Origin of the sequence: Gilliamella sp. B2887 (genome assembly GCF_026537015.1) — a bacterium.
Taxonomy (GTDB): domain Bacteria; phylum Pseudomonadota; class Gammaproteobacteria; order Enterobacterales; family Orbaceae; genus Gilliamella.
In genome coordinates, this window is the sequence record NZ_JAFNMX010000010.1 from 79,096 (window position 1) to 99,704 (window position 20,609).

Annotated in this window: 15 protein-coding genes and 1 riboswitch; of the genes, 12 read left to right on the plus strand and 3 right to left on the minus strand. The window is 35.7% G+C overall.

What is annotated here, in order from left to right:
- The first annotated feature begins 188 nt into the window (after window positions 1-188).
- From htpG to J3U13_RS08835, 7 genes are all read left to right on the plus strand, one after another.
- A complete protein-coding gene (gene htpG / locus J3U13_RS08805) occupies window positions 189-2,066 on the plus strand; it encodes a molecular chaperone HtpG (RefSeq protein ID WP_267341532.1) in 1,878 nt (625 codons plus the stop codon).
- A 221-nt stretch (window positions 2,067-2,287) separates the two neighbouring features.
- Window positions 2,288-3,136, plus strand: coding sequence for a BglG family transcription antiterminator LicT (gene licT / locus J3U13_RS08810; RefSeq protein WP_267341533.1), 849 nt, complete (start codon window positions 2,288-2,290; stop codon window positions 3,134-3,136).
- Window positions 3,137-3,336: 200 nt separating this feature from the next.
- Window positions 3,337-5,241 (plus strand): beta-glucoside-specific PTS transporter subunit IIABC, encoded by a 1,905-nt coding sequence (locus J3U13_RS08815; RefSeq protein WP_267341534.1) that lies wholly within the window; start codon window positions 3,337-3,339, stop codon window positions 5,239-5,241.
- A 3-nt stretch (window positions 5,242-5,244) separates the two neighbouring features.
- Window positions 5,245-6,636 (plus strand): glycoside hydrolase family 1 protein, encoded by a 1,392-nt coding sequence (locus J3U13_RS08820; protein WP_267341535.1) that lies wholly within the window; start codon window positions 5,245-5,247, stop codon window positions 6,634-6,636.
- Window positions 6,637-6,726: 90 nt separating this feature from the next.
- Complete coding sequence (locus J3U13_RS08825) at window positions 6,727-7,554, plus strand: histidine phosphatase family protein (protein WP_267341536.1); 828 nt, start codon at window positions 6,727-6,729, stop codon at window positions 7,552-7,554.
- Between the two features lie 166 nt (window positions 7,555-7,720).
- On the plus strand, window positions 7,721-9,061 hold the full coding sequence (locus tag J3U13_RS08830; protein WP_267341538.1) for an OprD family outer membrane porin: 1,341 nt from the start codon (window positions 7,721-7,723) through the stop codon (window positions 9,059-9,061).
- A gap of 16 nt (window positions 9,062-9,077) precedes the next feature.
- Window positions 9,078-9,848, plus strand: coding sequence for a histidine phosphatase family protein (locus J3U13_RS08835; RefSeq protein WP_267341540.1), 771 nt, complete (start codon window positions 9,078-9,080; stop codon window positions 9,846-9,848).
- A 73-nt stretch (window positions 9,849-9,921) separates the two neighbouring features.
- Here the strand turns inward: J3U13_RS08835 and J3U13_RS08840 are convergent, their stop codons facing one another.
- Window positions 9,922-11,208, minus strand: a complete 1,287-nt coding sequence (locus tag J3U13_RS08840) for an MFS transporter (RefSeq protein WP_267341541.1) — start codon at window positions 11,206-11,208, stop codon at window positions 9,922-9,924.
- Window positions 11,209-11,370: 162 nt separating this feature from the next.
- On the opposite strand from J3U13_RS08840, the gene J3U13_RS08845 reads away from it, so the two are divergent.
- From J3U13_RS08845 to J3U13_RS08855, 3 genes are all read left to right on the plus strand, one after another.
- Window positions 11,371-11,910 (plus strand): methylated-DNA--[protein]-cysteine S-methyltransferase, encoded by a 540-nt coding sequence (locus tag J3U13_RS08845; protein WP_267341543.1) that lies wholly within the window; start codon window positions 11,371-11,373, stop codon window positions 11,908-11,910.
- Window positions 11,911-12,221: 311 nt separating this feature from the next.
- Complete coding sequence (locus tag J3U13_RS08850) at window positions 12,222-13,334, plus strand: hypothetical protein (RefSeq protein WP_267341545.1); 1,113 nt, start codon at window positions 12,222-12,224, stop codon at window positions 13,332-13,334.
- Complete coding sequence (locus J3U13_RS08855) at window positions 13,327-14,088, plus strand: DeoR/GlpR family DNA-binding transcription regulator (protein ID WP_267341547.1); 762 nt, start codon at window positions 13,327-13,329, stop codon at window positions 14,086-14,088. The genes J3U13_RS08850 and J3U13_RS08855 overlap by 8 nt, the downstream gene beginning before the upstream one ends.
- A 37-nt stretch (window positions 14,089-14,125) precedes the next feature.
- On the opposite strand, the gene J3U13_RS08860 is transcribed toward J3U13_RS08855, so the two are convergent.
- Together J3U13_RS08860 and clpB are read right to left on the minus strand one after the other, a co-directional pair.
- Entirely contained in the window at window positions 14,126-14,929 is an 804-nt protein-coding gene (locus J3U13_RS08860) for a Cof-type HAD-IIB family hydrolase (protein ID WP_267341549.1), read from the minus strand.
- 553 nt (window positions 14,930-15,482) lie between these two features.
- Entirely contained in the window at window positions 15,483-18,056 is a 2,574-nt protein-coding gene (gene clpB, locus J3U13_RS08865; protein WP_267341551.1) for an ATP-dependent chaperone ClpB, read from the minus strand.
- Between the two features lie 284 nt (window positions 18,057-18,340).
- A riboswitch (PreQ1 riboswitch) is annotated at window positions 18,341-18,386 on the plus strand.
- A 3-nt stretch (window positions 18,387-18,389) separates the two neighbouring features.
- On the opposite strand from clpB, the gene queD reads away from it, so the two are divergent.
- Both queD and J3U13_RS08875 read left to right on the plus strand, forming a co-directional pair.
- The gene (gene queD / locus J3U13_RS08870; protein ID WP_267341552.1) at window positions 18,390-18,818 is read left to right on the plus strand and encodes a 6-carboxytetrahydropterin synthase QueD; all 429 of its coding nucleotides are present in this window, start codon (window positions 18,390-18,392) and stop codon (window positions 18,816-18,818) included.
- Window positions 18,815-19,429: a 7-carboxy-7-deazaguanine synthase QueE gene (locus J3U13_RS08875; protein ID WP_267341553.1), complete on the plus strand. Its 615-nt coding sequence runs from the start codon at window positions 18,815-18,817 to the stop codon at window positions 19,427-19,429. Before queD ends, J3U13_RS08875 begins: the two co-directional genes overlap by 4 nt.
- The last annotated feature ends 1,180 nt before the right edge of the window (window positions 19,430-20,609 follow it).

Here is a 20,609-nt window from a genome sequence, read left to right on the forward strand (position 1 = left end):
AATATTATTTTTTATTCCCATATAGCAATACAATAAGAAATCAAACCGTTACATTAATATTATTCAGTAAATATTAACGACTAAAGCATCATAAAACATTGACAAAAATTATAAAAATTTGTCGATAATAAAGTAATGTGGCATATAACGTTAATTGAAATAACTAAATATAGTAGAGGAACTAGTTAATGAGTAAGCAAGGCACTGAAACTCGTGGATTTCAATCTGAAGTTAAACAAATTCTACATTTAATGATTCACTCTTTATATTCCAATAAAGAGATATTTTTAAGAGAGCTCATTTCCAATGCCTCTGATGCAGCCGATAAACTTCGCTTTAAAGCATTAGAAAATCCTGATCTGTATGCTGGGGATGGTGAACTTGGTGTGCGCATTTGGGTAAATAAAGAAGCGGGAACTTTATCCATTTCTGATAATGGTATTGGTATGACGCGTGATGAAGTCATTGAAAATTTAGGTACGATTGCAAAATCAGGCACCAAAGCATTTTTAGAATCCATTGGAAGTGATCAAGCGAAAGACAGCCAATTAATTGGTCAATTCGGTGTGGGTTTTTATTCTGCCTTTATTGTTGCCGATAAAGTAACAGTAAGAACACGTGCTGCAACTGCTAAAGCAGATGAAGCAGTGATGTGGGAATCTGCTGGTGAAGGTGAATATACCATTTCAGATGATAATAAAGAAACTCGCGGTACCGAAATTACCTTACATTTAAAAGATGATGAGAAAGAGTTCTTAGATGATTGGCGCTTACGTACCATTATCAGCAAATATTCTGATCACATTTCATTACCTGTAGAAGTGCAAACTACAGACGAAGAAAGTAAAGAAGTCAAATGGGAAAAGGTCAACAAAGCACAAGCACTTTGGACTCGCAACAAATCAGACATTACTGATGAAGAATATAAAGAGTTTTATAAACATCTTTCGCACGATTTCGCTGATCCATTAAGTTGGAGTCATAATCGTGTAGAAGGTAAACAAGAGTATACCAGTTTACTTTATATTCCAGCTAAAGCACCGTGGGATATGTGGAATCGCGATAATAAACACGGCTTAAAATTGTATGTGCAACGTGTATTTATTATGGACGATGCTGAACAATTCATGCCAAACTATTTACGTTTTGTGAAAGGATTAATTGATTCAAATGATCTACCATTAAATGTATCGCGTGAAATTCTGCAAGACAATAAAATCACCCAAAGTCTACGTAATGCATGTACTAAACGTGTACTACAAATGCTTGAAAAATTGGCTAAAGATGACAAAGAACAATATCAGCAATTCTGGAACGAATTTGGTTTAGTATTAAAAGAAGGCACCGGTGAAGACTTTGCTAACCGCGAAGCAATAGCAAAATTACTGCGTTTTTCTTCAACTCATACGGATAGTAATGCACAAACGGTATCGTTGGAAGATTACATCAGCCGTATGCAAGACGGTCAAGAAAAGATTTACTACATAACAGCAGACAGCTATGGTGCTGCAAATTACAGTCCTCATCTAGAGCTATTCCGTAAAAAAGGCATTGAGGTGTTGTTATTATCCGATCGTATTGATGAATGGATGATGAGCAACTTAACTGAATTTGATGGTAAACAATTCCAATCAGTCAGTAAATCAGATGAATCTATTGAAAAACTGGCTGATCAAGATACTGAAGAACAAAAACAAGTTGAAAAAGAACTTGAGCCATTTATTGAAAGAGTAAAAACGATATTAGGTGATAAAGTTAAAGAAGTTAAAATAACTCATCGTTTAACTAACACACCTGCTGTTGTCACAACCGCTGCTGACGAAATGAGCACACAAATGGCCAAATTATTTGCCGCAGCTGGACAAAAAGCGCCTGACATAAAATACACGTTTGAAATCAATCCAGATCATAAACTGGTTAAACGTATAGCTGATACCCAAGATGAAAGTGCATTTACCGATTGGGTTGAGTTATTACTTGATCAAGCATTACTGGCTGAAAAAGGTTCATTAAGTGACCCAAGTAAATTTATTCAAACTATGAATAAATTATTAGCGCAAGAATAAACTTACGTTAACCAAAAGCAGCTCCGATAGGTTTGACTAATTGGGGCTGTTTTATATCCGATCTTCTGTTTTTTGTTTTATGGATCCATTATAGCAAAGAATTTATTAGCAACTAATTTCTAGCAAAAATTTGATATTAATCACATTTTTTTGTTTTTCTTCTTTTCATTTTTATTTAGCAATTCATAATAAAAAGATTTAAAAATCAACCCCCCAATTCAATGAAAGTTCATAAAATATTAAATAATAATGTAATTGTTACCCTTGATGATAAAGGAAAAGAGTTAATCCTGACCGGTCGCGGTATTGGTTTTAAAAAACGAGAAGGTGATTTAATCGATATTAATCTTATTGAAAAACAGTTTTCGCTAAATAATAAAGAAATATTGCCAAAATTTAATGAATTACTTTCTGAAATTCCATTAGAAGTGTTAACCTGTTCTCAAATTATAATTAATTATGCTAAAGAAGTTGTAGAAAGTAAACTTCAAGACAGTATTTACATTTCACTGACCGATCATATTCATTCTGCTATTGAGCGCCATAAACAAGGGTTTGATATTCCAAATGGTTTTTTATGGGAAATCAAAAAGTTCTATCCGAAAGAATTCCAAATTAGTCTTTATGCATTGTCCGTTATAAAAGAACGCCTTGGAATAGAATTACCAGAAGATGAAGCAGGATTTATCACATTTCATATTATCAATGCACAACTCAATGGCACCATGCCCAATATTGTGAACATGACCAAAATTATGCGCGAAATACTTAATATTGTAAAATATCATTTTAAGTTTGAATATGACGAAGATTGCCTATCTTATCAACGCTTTGTAACGCATTTAAAATTTTTTGCACAACGAATTTTAAATAAAGGAACACCAACGCAACAAGATTCCTCATTGTATGAAATTATTCGCCAAAAATATGAACAAGCTTACTTATGCACGAAGCAAATTGATTTACATCTTATTCAACAGTATCAGCATCCACTTACCGATGACGAAAGCTTATACTTAACCATTCATATAGAACGGTTGAGAACCGAACTAAAAAAAGCATTAATGTGAGATATATCACAATTTATCAATCACATTTTGAGAAGTCATACCATGCCATAAAAAATTATGCTAACCTACAAACCTCATTTACTGGATTGTTATTGCATGGCAAATTAATTTACTATGCAAGCAAAACCTAGATCGCTTGATAACAAGGGATCTAGGTTTTTTTTTGCGCGGTAAAAGCGTTAAACAAATAAGGATAAGGAATGAAAAACAAAGAACTTGCCGAATCAATCATTAACAACGTGGGTGGAAAAGACAATATCACCAGTCTAGTTCATTGTGCTACTCGTTTACGTTTTGTATTGAAAGATGACAGTAAAGCGGATGCGCAGTCACTGAAAAAACAAAAAGGGGTGATTACCATTGTACAAAGCGGTGGGCAATTTCAAGTAGTAATTGGAAATCATGTAGCCGATGTATTTAATGACATAATGCAACTCACCAATCTTAATGAAAATAATACAACCAATGTTCCCTCTGATAAAAAAATGGGTGTATTTTCAAAATTAATTGATTTAGTTTCGGGTATTTTTATTCCAGCATTGGTTGTCATCGTCGCTGGTGGTATTTTTAAAGGAATAATCTCATTATTGCAAGTGTTAGAGATTGTTCATGCAAACACCTCTACATATAACTTCTTGTTCGCAATTGCGGATGCGCCATTTTATTATTTACCAATCATTTTAGGTTTTTCAGCTGTTAAAAAATTTGGAGGGAATCCTTATGTAGGGATGGCATTAGGTGGAGCACTTGTACATCCTAACATTGTTAGCATGCTAGGCGGAGCATTTGAATTACAAACTTCTTTATTTAATATACCAATTCAGTTAATTCCTTATGCATCATCCGTATTTCCTATTATCATTGCTAGCTGGTTCTATTCGTTACTCGAACGTAACTTTAACAAGATTATGCATGATTCATTCAAAAAATTTATTGCACCATTACTCGGCATTATCATTACCGTTCCATTAACGTTTGCGGTGATAGGTCCAGTAGTAGCATTTTTAAGTGATATTGTGGCTACAGGCATCATCTACGTTTATCAACTGAACTCCATAATTGCATCAATGATTTTAGCAGGACTTTGGCAAGTTATGGTTATCTTTGGTATTCATTGGGGAATGGTGCCATTTGCAATGAACAATTTTAATCTTTACAACGAAGATTTTATGATGCCTATCTTATTCCCAGCGGTATTTGCACAAGTCGGTGCAGTATTGGCGATCATGTTACGCAGTAAAGATCAACAAACGAAAGCATTAGCCAGTTCGTCGGTATTATCCGGTATTTTTGGGGTCACTGAACCGGCTATTTATGGAATTAACCTACCATTAAAACGCCCATTTGTGATTGGCTGTATATCAGCAATGATTGGAGGCAGTATTGTTGGTTATTACCATTCAGTAATCTATTCATTCAGTTTTATAAGTATTTTTTCCTTCTTACAATTAATTCCTCCAACAGGAATTGATGAAAAATTCTATGCGGTGGTATTTGGCTCCCTCATTTCATTTAGCGTCGCAACACTCGTAACTTACCTGTTTGGTATTCCTAAGGATAAAAAAGCAAACAAAGAAGATCAGCCTCAAAACAGCAATGTAGAAAAACAAATCAATGAAGTTCAACAAATGCATACCACGACTATTTCAAGCCCAATGACCGGTAAAGTGATCCCATTAAGTCATGTTAATGACGCTACATTTGCAAGTGAACTGATGGGTAAAGGTTCAGCAATCATTCCAACCATTGGTCAAGCATTGGCACCTGAAGATGGTGAAGTTGTATCATTATTTAGAACCAAACATGCTATTGGATTTCTTACTGATTCCGGTGCTGAAATACTTATCCATATTGGTATAGATACCGTAAAATTAGATGGTCAATATTTTGAAGCTCATGTCGAAGCGGGGAGTAAAGTTAAAAAAGGTGATCGATTAGTCAGCTTTGATATTGACGCCATTAAACAAGCTGGTTTTGAAATCTCGACTCCAATAATTATCACCAATAGTGATAACTATAAAGATGTGAAGACCATTTTCATGCAAGGCGATATTCAAGCTGGCGATGCATTACTAGCATTAAACAAATCCGAAGATAAGGAGTAATACATGTCTAAACTGTTTCCTAGTGATTTTTTATGGGGTGGCGCAATTGCAGCCAACCAAGTTGAAGGGGCTTACCGAGAAGACGGTAAAGGTTTGTCCACATCCGACTGTACGCCCAACGGACTATTTGGCGATATTGTTGACCGTAATAAGAATAATATTACCAGTATAAAAGATCGCGCTATTGATTTTTATCATCGCTACCCGGAAGACATTTCTTTATTTGCCGAAATGGGTTTTACCTGTTTACGTACCTCCATTGCATGGACACGTATTTTTCCGAATGGTGATGAACTTGAACCAAATGAAGCGGGGCTTGCTTTCTATGACAAATTATTTGATGAAATGCTCAAACATCACATCACACCATTAGTCACATTATCTCATTATGAAATGCCCTATCACTTAGTAACTCAATATGGCGGTTGGGGTGATCGCAAAGTAATTGAATTCTTTACTCGTTATGCTAAAACAGTATTTGAACGCTACAAAAATAAAGTAAAACATTGGTTAACATTTAATGAAATCAACATGTCGTTGCACGAGCCATTTACGGGTGTCGGTCTGGAAAGAAACAGCACCAAAGCACAAATCTATCAAGCGATTCATCATCAACTCGTTGCTAGTAGTCAAGCTGTAAAATTGTGTCATCAAATCATTCCGGATGCCAAAATTGGGAATATGCTACTTGGTGCTGTGGCATATCCACTCACACCAAAACCAGAAGATGTCTGGGCAACCTTACAAGAAAATCATGGTTGGCTGTTCTTTGGTGATGTGCAAGCACGCGGTTATTATCCAACTTACATGACGCGTTTTTTCAAAGAGAATAATATTGAGTTAGAGATTACCGATCAAGACCGGGAAGATCTAAAAGAAACCATTGATTTTATCTCATTTAGTTATTATATGAGTTGTTGTGGTACCGCTGATGATTCTTTACGACAAAAAGGAAATATTTTGGATATGGTACCAAATCCACATCTAAAAGCCTCGGAATGGGGTTGGCAAATCGATCCGATCGGCATCCGTTATCTACTTAACATGCTTTATGAGCGTTTCCAAAAACCGTTATTTATTGTTGAAAATGGCCTTGGCGCTAAAGATAAATTAGAAGCAGATGGTACTATCAATGATGATTATCGCATTAATTATATGAATGATCATCTTGTACAAGTGCGCGAAGCAATCAACGACGGTGTAGAAGTGATGGGTTATACCAGTTGGGGACCAATTGACTTAATCAGTGCTTCAAAAGCGGAAGTGACCAAACGTTATGGATTTATTTATGTCGATTTAAATCAAGATGGATCAGGTAGTTTAACTCGTTATAAAAAGAAAAGTTTTTATTGGTATAAATCGGTGATTTCATCCAAAGGGGCGAACTTAAAATAATCATGACACAGGTAAGTGATTAATTATCCTTACCTGCTAATTGATTTAGCCCATCCATAATATAATGCCATATGAGACTCAAGACTTAAGATGAAAAATAAAACAATAAAAATAGCACTAATCACAGGATCAATTGCTCTAACTGCACTAATAACAGGATGCTGCAACCCATCAAGTCAAGCATCAAATAATAACGAGCACAATCATAATGATGAGATCACCATCTATTTTGCGCGTCACGGTAAAACGTTATTTAATACCTATGATTTAGTACAAGGTTGGGCGGATTCCCCATTAACGGATAAAGGTATTGAAGTTGCACGTTATTTAGGAGAAGGATTTAAAAACAAGCAAATTCAATTTGATGCCTATTACACCAGTGATGCCGGTCGTCAACGTGAAACAATGCAGGTATTGTTACGTCAAAAAGGCATTCAAGAGTACCAAATTCAAGAACTCAAAGAACTACGTGAAGTCTTTTATGGAGGATTTGAAGGCGGATCCAATACTAAAATGGTGTCCGCTTCAATGAAGGATCTTGGCTACAAATCGGTTAACAACTTCTATAAAAGCTATGCAGAAGGACAAATTCCAGTGGCAACGCTGACCGATGCAATAGCGAAAAGTGATCCCAAACACGAAGCAGAAAACTTTGAACAAGTTAAAGAACGGACTCAAAATGCCCTCAAAAGTATTATAAAAACTGCACAAGAGAAACATCAAAAAAACGTTTTAGCGATTTCATCCGGCATGTCAATGCAAGTTATGATATCCGATCTCACCGACGATCCAATTAAAAACAAACCTCTATCAAATGCCACCGTTGTTAAAATCGTTTACCAAAATGGTAAATACCGTGTAGTTGAAATTGGCAATATGGACTATGTTAATTTAGGTAAATCATCCCTAAATAAGTAATGAGAAAGGAGAAAACCATCAATAACCTAAAACATAATTAAAACAATTAAAGTGGAATAATAGGATTGTCATTGCTTTTGCAATAAAACCTAAATGTTTAGTAAAAGTAAAAAGCTCATCAATACCAAACATTTTTAATTCAGGATAAACAGTTAGGAAAACAACAATGAAAATGAAATATCTAACATTGGTACTTTTTAGCATAAACAGTTATGCCGTATTTGCTAATGAATCCTCCCAGCATTATGAACCAAAAACCCTATGGGATAATGCCTTTTTTAAAGAGACCAAATTAGAACTCTCTACACGCAACCACTGGAAATATCTAAAAGAAAACGCATCCCAACCAAAAGAAGTGCATAGTGCATGGGGGCAAGCATTTACGTTTAATTACAAATCGGGTTATTGGTTCGATACTCTTGGTTTTGACTTAACTTACGATAATATAATAAAACTTGGTGCTAGTGACTACTTCGCTACACGTAATTTACTCTATAACGATGGTAAACAGCCGAACAAACACAATGCCCATGGTTTTAATAAATTTACCCAACGCTATGCAAAAATCAAACTCGGCAATGAACAATTAAATTTTAATGGTAAAGCCGGTTGGCATAGTTTAAAAGATATGGGCGTTATTAGTTCCTCACAACACTTAACTCGTAATAGTTATTTAGGTTACAGTGGTATACTCAAATATTCTAATTTAGCGTTATCATTAGCCTATATTGACAGCACCTTACCGCGAGAGTCATCCAAAAAAGTGCATTTTTATAGCTTAGACAAAAAGCACAAAATTGATAACATCAAATCAGCCGGCATTGCCTATAAAAACAAAATTATTAAACTGGATTACTCCTATGGCGAGGCAAAAGATTACATCAAACGTCATGCCATTGAATTTTCTTATAAACCAACCGAAAAACTTATCTTAGCTTCACAGATTTACGGCAGCACTGCGCTAAAAAATCATAATAAAATGAAAGCAAATGTTCGAGATTTTGATGATTCAGCTTGGCATTATGCAACGGACATTGAATGGAAAGAATCCAAATGGAGTGCCAAGTTTGGGATTGCTTATACGGATGCTAATCGTAAAGGCGCGATAGGTTATTATGGACGTCATCTAGGTAAAAACAATCGTGGACGCTATAACGGCATGGCAGCGACAGGGGCCGACTATATGCGTGATGGCGAAGTAGTAGTATCAAGCATATTAAGTTATGATTTATTTGAAGATAACACCGTAGGTTTATACTTCAACTATGGTGAATTTAATTATAAACATGAAACTCTAAAAAATGGAGAAATCAATGTGTTCAACATCTGGAAACCTGCCAGTGGAACATTAAAGAATCTCTCGATTCTGTCAAAATTAGGTTATGGTTGGTCTTATAAAACTTTGAGCAGTAAAGACATTACGCCTAAATTAAGAGATGGTCGTGCTCAGCGTTCACCAACATTATCAGCAGAAACCATTGTTGATTATCGATTTAATTTGTTATAACAAAAAGGACGAAACTATGAAAATCAAAAAATTTATCAAACTTGCCAGCTTATCGATAATTCTTACCGCCTCAATTGCCCAAACGTTTGCTGCGGAAGTGAATTTGTATGTAACTCGTCATGGTAAAACTATGTTCAATAACGTTCATCGTGCTCAAGGTTGGTCAGATACTCCATTAACCCAACCAGGTATCGAAGTTGCCGAGCAGCTAGGACGTGGTCTAAAAGATGTCAACTTTATTGCAGCTTATTCAAGCGATTTGGGACGTGCTCGCCAAACTGCCCGCATTGTTTTAGACGCAAAAGGACAATCATTACCAATTAACGAAATGAAAGCACTTCGCGAAACATGTTTTGGTGTTTTTGAAGGTGATTTTGATCCTAATATGTGGGGACCTGCGGCTAAACATTTAGGCTATTCAGACGACAAGGCGTTAATGGAAGAATTCTGGAAAGGCAAAATCAGATTAAACAAAATAATGGATGCCATTGCTGCTGTCGAAAAATCAGGTGAAGCAGAAAACTACAAAAAAGTTAAAACGCGTATGCAAGCTGCATTAAAAGTCATTGCTGAGTCAGCTAAAGCTCATGGTGGTGGTAATGTGCTAGTAGTATCCCACGGCATGGCCATCACAGCCATGGTTGAAGAATGGCTTGATACACCAGTCAAAGGAGGATTGGGTAATGCAAGTGTAACTAAAATTCGTTATACCGATGACGGTAAATTTATTGTCGAAAGTTTAGGTGATATGAGCTATGTTGAAAAAGGAAAAGCTCTCGAAAAATAAATGCAACAAGAAATAAATGCGATTAATGCGATTAAAAAGACTCACTTTAGTGAGTCTTTTTTACTTTGCATCATTATTGAGTAAAATCACTGTTTAACGTTTCTTTTATGAGCAGTGTTGCACAAATACTGATGAGTGACGCAACGGCAACATAATACCCTACCCAAGATAAATTCCCATTTGATACCAAATAATTGGCAATAATTGGCGCAATGGATGCCCCTAAAATGCCACCAATACTGTAAGCGACAGAAGATCCTGTATAACGAACATGGGTTGGAAAAATTTCAGGTAAAAAAGCGCCCATAGGAGCAAATACGATGCCCATTAAAAACAGCTCTAAAGATAGATAGCTCAAAACGAATCGATCTGAACCACTTGCCATAAACTGCGTCATAACTGTGCCAGATAAGGCGACACACAACAAGCCAACAACCAGTACAGGTTTACGCCCATATTTATCACTTAAACGAGCAGAGATTGGCGTCGCTATCGCCATAAAGACAATTGCAATACATAAAAAACCTAAAAAATTACCTTTAGTAATACCTAAATATTGGGTGCCATATTGTAATAAAAATGCAGTAGTGATATAGAATAAAGTATAACAACCAATCATTGAAAACGAACCTAAAGCCAATGTTTTCCAATGATGAACCAAAATGTCAATCGCTGGTATTTTAACTTGCTCTTTGCAGCGCAATGCTTTGGTAAAAATGGGGCTTTCAACCAATTTCAAACGCACATACAATCCAATAATCACCAATACTGCGCTTAATAAAAATGGTATACGCCATCCCCATTGTAAAAATTGTTCATTAGACAATGATAATGTAACCAACAAAAACACACCATTAGATAATAAAAAACCCACTGATGGTCCTAACTGTGGAAACATACCAAACAATGCTCGCTTATTTTGGGGGGCATTTTCCGTTGCCAGCAAAGCTGCGCCACCCCACTCACCACCAAGCCCTAACCCTTGTGCAAGTCTTAAAATGCACAGTAAAAACGGCGCCCAAAAACCAATAGCGCTATAGCCCGGTAATAATCCAATTCCGGTCGTGGCAACACCCATTAAAATAAGGGAAAACACTAAGGTTGATTTGCGCCCTATTTTGTCACCGAAATGCCCAAATAAAAAGGCGCCAATTGGACGAGCAACAAAGGCAATACCAAATGTGGCAAAAGATTGTAACGCCTGAGCAGATGGGGAACTGTCAGGGAAAAATACCGGTCCAATGACCAAAGCAGCCGCTGTTGCATAGATATAAAAATCATAAAACTCAATAGCTGTACCGATAAAACTGGCCAAAGCAACTCGAGACATTGAATTAGCAGATGTAATGTTTGAATCCATAATCCTATTCCCTTCAATATAGTTGTAATTTTAAGATAAATAAAGACATTATAATCAGAGTTAATGCTTTTACCATGTAAAATAAAAAAAATTATAACCATATCCATAATATAAGAAGTCGATATAATAGATCGCGTGCATCTTTACTCAATAAGGATATTTATGTTTTATCTCTGCACCTATTGCTCGCCAATGGGTTTAATCACGCTTGCTAGTGAGCAAAATAAATTGGTTGGTGTCTGGATCGAAGGGCAAAAATATTTCGGACAGATAGAACATGCTCAAAAACACCATCAGCCTAATTTACCCATCTTCAATACGACCAAGAAATGGCTTGACGACTACTTTAACGGTAAAAAACCAACAATTGAAACATTACCCTTAGCGCCACAAGGAACACCTTTTCGACATTTGGTCTGGGATATTTTATGCCAAATTCCTTATGGTCAAGTCATTACTTATGGCGACATCGCCAAACAAATCAAGAAAAAAACCAATACAGCAAGCATGTCAAGCCAAGCAGTGGGTGGGGCTGTTGGTCATAACCCAATATCCATTATCATTCCATGTCATCGCGTCATTGGCGCTAAAGGTAATTTAACCGGTTATGCAGGTGGAATTGATAAAAAAATTGCCTTACTCAAACTGGAAAATGTAGATACGTCTCAATTTGTTATTCCAACCAAAGGGACCGCACTTTAACGAATTGAAACATCAATATGCCTAGCTGTATGTGAGGAAAACAGGTATCATTGCTGATTAAACAATGAATTATATCATTAATCTTATGAATATGAGAAATTTTTAGGCGTCGTGTTAAGTTGCTGTTATCAACCATGCAAATGTATCATAAGATAGATAACGCAATAATCATCATTATGCTAAAAAAGAGGCACCCCACTGGGGTGATCCCATTATAATTTATATGTTCGAATTTATCTGTACAAAATCCTTTAAGGCATTATACTGTGCAATCATTAAAAAATAGAATAATCAATCAATAAACAAATAAAATGAGAAATGTACTGCTCAGCTTATTGTTAATCATATCTTTCCCCGCATTCAGTTCCATTTATGCTTATAAAGGTTATATTGCCGACAACCCAATTATGTTGTATATAGAAACCTATTTAAATCACATTAATAAAGGTTTTTGGGTTTATCAAAATGACTTTCAACAACACCTGAATACACTATCTAATGAATGTGAATTCATCCGTTCATGCCCTGAAAATAGAACCCGTTTAGTTCTGTACGATGAGCAAGATATCTATATTGATGAAATCTCTAAAAAAATAAAAGTGAAGGATTCAAGTCATTATTTTAAATTTATCAACCTGCACTTTGAACACGCTGACACTCAAAAGTTTTTACCTGAAACATTAAAGGGTTATTGGTTCGATGGAAAAGTACATCAACAATACTCTGTAGTATTACAAAAACAGTTTGTCATAAATGACCAGTCCACTGCCGAATTAAATCGCATTGAATTATTACAATCCACTTCCTTGAGCAAAGTCTATTTTACGGCCGTTTTATCAAAACAGAAAAACAATCACATCAAATTAGTAGGTATTAATGTTTACGATAAAAAACATCATAACTTGCTGCAACAAATCCAAAATTTAGATTACAGTTACAACGGTTTTAACAGTATTAGTCTTGAAGATATCAACTTTGATGGTAAAGCGGATTTAGCCATTAAAAAGTATCGCTCAAATGCCAGATTAGGCGATAACTACGACTATTATCTCAATGACAACGGTAAATTTATCGCAACAAACTTATGGGGAAGTAACATCAACTTTAACAAAAAAGACAAATCAGCAACTGGCACAAAAACATGTTATGATTATGACGAAAAAGAGCAAAAAATCCTGATTCAAATCGATAGCGTTTATCACTACAAAAATAAACACTATATTCATAAATCAAATCATTGCCAGATACATTTTTTTAATGCTCAAATAAGCCGTCAATGTACCGAAATGGAATACAATGCTTGTTTATTAAAACGAAATAATATCAATACTGAAAATCCACACTATTTAGGTGAAGATAATATTTTGCACAAAAACATGGTGTGGGATAAAGGTAAATTAATTGATGGAGTTATAGATGATTGATTATGATGCTTTTCCTGAACAACGACAATCTTACATTCAACAGTTATTGAAAGACAAAGGTCGAGTCGTTAATGCTGACTTAATTAAATTACTCGGTGTTTCAGAACACACGATTCGCCGCGATTTACAAAAACTTACGCGCGATGGAATCTGCAAACGTGTTTATGGAGGCGCGGTCAGTCAGTTAAAACAATCAGCCAGCTTCGAAACAAGAATGACGCAAAGCGTTAGTGAAAAATCATCGGTTGCCAAACGATGCGCTGAACTGATCAAAGACAATTCCTGTATATTTATTGACGCAGGCTCAACCTATTTGACCATGGCAAGCTATATCCCCACCGATATGAATTTAACCATTGTGACAAATTCTCCTCAAATTGCTTCACTTCTCAGTAGTCGAACTCAGGGGGAGCTTATTTTACTTGGTGGAAGAGTTAACCCTCAAACAGGCAGTACCATGGGTTCAGATACGGTAAATCAAATTCGTAACATGGTCTTTGATCAAACATTTATTGGTGTCTGTGGACTCGATCCACAAGCCGGATTAAGTGCCGTTTATTATGAAGACGCTTGTTTTAAAAAGGAAGTGATTGCCCAAAGTAATGAAGTTGTCGCCGCTGTAATTGCCGATAAAATGTTACAGATAGCCCGTTATAAAGTAGCAACGTGTGAAGATATCGATATTGTTGTAGTCAGTCAAGAAACGAAAATTGAAGGTTTTGAGAATTTTGATCTAACAATAGAAGTCGCCTAATGGATTCGCATCAAGGTCGAGCGAATCTATTTTTTAGCTACGTTGATTGTAAAGTTAATATCAATTGAATGGTTTTTAGAACGGCACTATCACGGTTATAGCCAGTAATAAACTTAGCTTTCGCTTTCGTTTCTTCAAAAGCATTACGCATGGCAAAACTGTATTGGGCTTGTTCTAATAATTCAATATCGTTATAACCATCGCCAAATGCCATAGTTTCCTGAGCCGTTACTTTAAGCATTTCTTGTAATTTCTTGATAGTAGTACCTTTATGCACATCATAATCAGTGATATCAATCCAAGTTGCCTCTGATACAACAATATACACCTTATCCTCATAAGGGGTTAAATGCAAACGCGTTTGTGGACATTGCCCCGTTTCATCATAGACCGTGATTTTAATAAAATCATCGGAAATTGAACTGAGTTCATCAACTTCAATAATAGCAGCATAAGATCCACGAACTTTTTGTTTCAATCTTACTGGTAAATCGGAACGAATCACTGCCCCTTTTGCTGTACAGGCAATGATGACATGATCGGTACTGACTTGTTCCAATGTTTTGATAATACGTTGTCCTACCTCATTGGGTAAAAAAGAACGATAGATAAATTCTCCATTAAATTTAATTGTTGTAGCACTGTCACCAACGATCCAAATCCGTTTACTCTCATCACCAAACAACTCTTCTACCCGCTCACACTGTTTGCCTGTACAAGCAACAAAATGGACATTCTCATTTGTCATTTGTGCATAAACTTTTGCAAACAGTTCACGATCATAATCGCCTTGTTCGTTTAAAAAAGTTCCGTCTAAATCACTGATAATTAATTTAATCATTTATTTTTCCTCTCACTCACTAATGGATATTTTATTAATATGATTTAGTATGATGCTTTATGATGGATTTAGCAATATTTTATTACTTTCTGTTGTTGATTTTTATTTTATCTTAACGTAATTTAAAGCCAAGTGTTGAATATAATGTTACATTATAAGTTAATGGATAATATTAACATTAATAAATTTTACCTAGTTCATTAAAAGAAGATTAAAGATTTAATTTTAGTCATAAATGAAGAAAAGGCATCAACATCGAGCATGTTAATTAGGTGAAATCCCTACCAATAATAAATGAACGGTATTACAGAAAAGATCCTATTCTTCTTAACTATAATTGCTTTTATGACCCATTAATGGAATTAAGTAGAAAGATTGATGATTGAATTCTGACATTAGACAGTAATTTAAAATAGACGGGACATCAGTTTGCACTCTCTGAAAATAACCGATTAAAAACATATTGTTTTGTATCATTTAATCGATGAAGATAAGTAATAAAAAAGCCTGAAAACATATTGTTTTCAGGCTTTTAATTTAAAAAATCAGGATATTAGGATTGTTTGGCTTCAATGTTATCACCCACTAATTCCAAATGAATGGTTTTACCTGGCACAAGTTTACCTGATAAGATTTGTTGTGCTAATGGGTTTTCAATCTCTTGTTGAATTGCACGTTTTAATGGTCTTGCTCCATAAATTGGGTCAAAACCAACTTTGGCAAGTTGCTCCAACGCTGCATCAGAGATGTCCAATTGATAACCGCGTTCATCCAAACGTTTTTCCACATGAGCCAATTGAATTCTGGCTATTGCTTTGATATTTTCTTGACCAAGTGGATGGAATACCACAGTTTCATCAATACGATTGATAAATTCTGGTCTAAAGTGTTTCGTTACCACAGTCATTACTAACGCTTTCATCTCATCATAACTTAATTCAACATGACCTTGTATCAAGTCTGAACCTAAATTAGATGTCATAATAATCACTGTGTTTCGGAAATCAACGGTACGCCCTTGTCCATCAGTTAAGCGTCCATCATCCAATACTTGTAATAAAATATTAAAGACATCCGGATGTGCTTTTTCCACTTCATCCAATAAAATGACGGAATAAGGACGACGTCGCACTGCTTCAGTCAAATAACCGCCTTCTTCATACCCTACATAACCCGGAGGTGCACCAATTAAACGTGCCACTGAGTGTTTTTCCATAAATTCAGACATATCGATTCTGACCATGGCATCTTCGCTATCAAACATAAAGTTAGCCAAAGCTTTACAAAGTTCGGTTTTACCTACACCCGTTGGTCCCAAAAATAAGAAAGAACCAATTGGTTTGTTTGGATCAGAAAGTCCTGCTCGACTACGACGAATCGCATTAGCTACCGCAACTACGGCTTCTTCTTGACCTATCACACGTTTATGTAACGCATCTTCCATATGCAATAATTTATCTTTTTCACTTTCCAGCATTCTTGAAACAGGAATACCCGTAGCTTTAGATAAAACTTCGGCAATTTCGTTATCGGTAACTTTATTACGCAATAACCTCATGGTTTTGCCTTCTAGCTGTGTTGCCGATGCCAGTTTTTTCTCAAGTTCGGGGATTTTGCCATATTGAAGCTCCGACATTTTATTGAGATCACCAGCACGTCGAGCTTGTTCTATTTCAGTGCGTGCTTTTTCCAACTCTGCTTTGATTGTCTGAGTACCCGAAACAGCAGCCTTCTCTGACTTCCACTCTTCTTCAAGTGACGCATACTCTTTTTCTTTCTCAGAAAGTTCATCATTTAGCATCTCAAGTCGTTTCTTACTCGCATCATCAGACTCTTTCTTAAGCGCTTGTTGCTCAAGTTTCAACTGAATAATACGGCGTTCAAGTCTATCTAATGATTCCGGTTTTGAATCCATTTGCATACGTATACTTGACGCAGCTTCATCAATTAAATCTATGGCCTTATCTGGAAGCATACGATCGGAAATATAACGATGCGATAACGTAGCAGCAGCCACAATTGCGGGATCCGTGATTTGGACATGGTGATGCAATTCATAACGCTCTTTCAAACCACGCAATATAGCAATCGTATCTTCAACAGTAGGTTCAGCCACATACACTTTTTGGAATCGACGTTCTAAAGCGGGATCTTTTTCAATATATTGACGATACTCATCCAACGTTGTAGCACCAACACAATGTAATTCACCGCGGGCTAATGCGGGTTTTAACATATTACCTGCATCCATTGCCCCATCGCTTTTACCTGCACCAACCATGGTATGGATTTCATCAATGAATAAAATAATGCGCCCTTCTTCTTTGGCTAAATCTTTTAAAACGGCTTTTAAACGTTCTTCAAATTCACCGCGATATTTTGCGCCAGCAATTAACGCCCCCATATCTAAAGACAGTACTCGTTTATTCCGTAATCCCTCAGGCACTTCACGATTAACAATGCGTTGCGCAAGTCCTTCAACAATGGCTGTTTTACCCACACCTGGTTCACCAATTAACACTGGATTGTTTTTAGTACGACGTTGTAATACTTGGATTGTACGGCGAATTTCTTCATCACGCCCAATGACTGGATCAAGCTTACCTTGTTCAGCACGCTCGGTTAAATCAATGGTATATTTTTTCAACGCACCACGTTGATCTTCGGCATTAGCATCGTTCACGTTATCACTTCCTCTTATTTGACTTACTGCCTGATTCAATCTTTCTTTGGTCACACCGGCTTTTTTAAGAATATCACCTAAACTGCCTTTTTCTTCTAACGCTGCTAATATAAAGAGTTCGGATGAGATATAACTGTCGCCATTTTTTTGCGCTAACTTGTCACAAAGATTGAATACACGTACAAAATCTTGAGATGGAATGACTTCTCCTCCCACACCTTGTACTTGTGGCAATCGATCAATTGCTTGATTGAGTTCTTGTTGTAACATTGTCACATTTGCCCCCGCTGCTGCCAGTAACGGCTTGATACTGCTGCCTTCTTGATTCAGCATGGCGGTTAAAACATGAACAGGCTCAATATACTGATTATCTTTACCTAATGCTAATGATTGTGCATCAGCTAAAGCTTGTTGAAACTTATTAGTGAGTTTATCTAACCTCATATTAATTATCTCCTGAGCAATAGATTTGGCTTAAATGCTTTAAGCAGATAAACCATTTGCATGGTTACTAAATGAGTGTGGAAAGATAAATTTCAAGAGTTTTTTATGAAATTTTTTACAAAAAATCGACAATAAAATGAATTTATATTCAGTTACTGAAATAAGCAAAATATAAATGTTCAATTTTACAACATTAGTGTAATGAATATTGCTCGTAATAACAATTGTAAGATGACATTTAGCCGCTAATCGATTATATTAGCCGCTCTATTTTGTTAGATGGTCTAACCGTGGTTCGTGATCCATCCCACGAAAAAAAACTAGGAATAATACATGTTCAAAATTGCTAAAGAATTTCAATTCGATGCTTGTCATATGTTAGACGGGCACAACAAAAAATGTCATAACCTTCACGGACATACTTATCGCTTATTGGTCGAAATTAAAGGTGATCTGATAGCTACGGGTTCCAGTGCAGATATGGTCATGGATTACGCTGATTTAAAAGCGATTGTTAAACAGCACATTGTGGATCCGCTTGATCATGCTTACCTTTATAATCAAAATAATGCTAATGAATGCCGTATCGCTTCACTATTGCAAGAGATGGATCGAAAAATTTTTGCCTTTCCTTGTCGCACCACTGCCGAAGGGATGAGTAAATTTATTTTTGATTGCCTGTCACAATACTTACCTATCTCGATGATCAAACTTTGGGAAACCCCCACATCTTACTGTGAGTACCATCGGAGCGAAAAATGACGGAATTTCGTATTGTTGAAATCTTCGAATCATTACAAGGCGAAGGTTATAATACAGGCATGCCTGCCATTTTTATTCGTTTTGCTGGGTGTAATTTAAATTGCGTTTGGTGTGATACTAATTTTCGCCGATTTACCCGTTTTACACGAGATCAGTTATTGACTAAAGTGAAACAATATACCAGCAAAAACATCATTATTACTGGGGGTGAACCAACGATGGTTACCGCCCTACCAGAATTACTTTTCCCCCTAAAACAAGCCGGCTACTTTGTTGCTATTGAAAGTAATGGATTAGGTAAAGTCGATCCTTTAATTGACTATATCGCCCTTAGCCCTAAATTTTGTTATCAAGCACGATACCAAAAAATCGCTCAACCGACTGCAAACGAAGTGCGAATTGTTGCTGAAAATCATGCAGACTTTCTCCCTTTTTGCCAATATATCGAACACCAGATTCAAGCCAAACGATATTATCTATCTCCTTGCGAAAAAAAGGGGGAATTTAATATGCTTGAAACAATTGAATTACTTGGCAAAATCAACCAAAACCGCATCGACAACAAATGGTTACTAAGCATTCAAACGCATAAGTTTGCTCATATTGAGTAATCGTTTAATTCTTTGCTATTAGTTAACTGAATAAAAAACAGATTTAGGCACTAAAATTTAATCAGTCAGCTCTACTGTTCAGCGCTATTTAATTTGGTAATGATGATGTTTTATCAAATTTTAGTAAGTTTGTTTTGTCATTCACCTTATTCATTCTGCTAATGTCAATAAGGCGTTTGACTTGCCAAATGATGAGTGTTGGTAAGGTAATAATTCTGATGAAAAAATTCTTGATTAGATAGTCCGCTCTCAATACTACTTAAACATAAATTGAATTTGAATCGACTAATTTTATGTTTATCTTGTAAAAAAGATTTAGGAGTGTATACCATTACAATTTTTCGCTTATTTACGTTGAACAACAAAATACCCCTCTTAACCCAAAAGGAAGGTGACAATAAAAAGTCATTTTTTTATCATGATTTATCCATCACCAATCCCCATTGAGATAACATCATGACACATCCCCACGTTACCAGAGCTTCCCCCCCTCCCTCTCAATTCGTCCTTAATCGTTCAATGTAAGACAAAAAAACAACGAAACGGCATACACTCCTAAATATTTTTTACAAAGCACATTATCACTTATTCATAAAACTCGACTTTCAAAGAATCATTACCCTTACCTTTAAACCACACGAAAATTTCATTGATTGGCTTATCTTAATGGTCGGTAAAACCCATTTTTTATCACTTTGCGTCCGTTATTTTGCCAAACGGTTTGAGGAAAGAGCGATGTTTCAGTATAAATGTTAACTCCACGATAAAACTTATCAACATTCTGTGCAAAAGACTAATAAAACAATCAGCCAAAGCCAAATCTGTTAATCCTTTTTTGATCAGGTTTAGACGACAGATTGTTACAAGAGTTTCAGTTATTTATGAATAATATCATTAAGTTATCCAGCTAGTTTAAAATTAAAGTATTTTTCAAAAAAAAGTTGCAAAATACATGAAACCGTGTATTTTATATTCACTCTTCAATGATTTTTTGACGTTAATCAATTCCGGATGTTCAATGATGTTGATATCTAAAAAATAATCAAATTGCAGCAAAGCTAAATCATTACTCATAACAATAGCAACAACAATAATAACAATAATCTATATTTCGTAAGCATGAAATACTAAAAGAGGATAACATGGATAAAGGATTAACCCATCTGATCAATCCATTGGA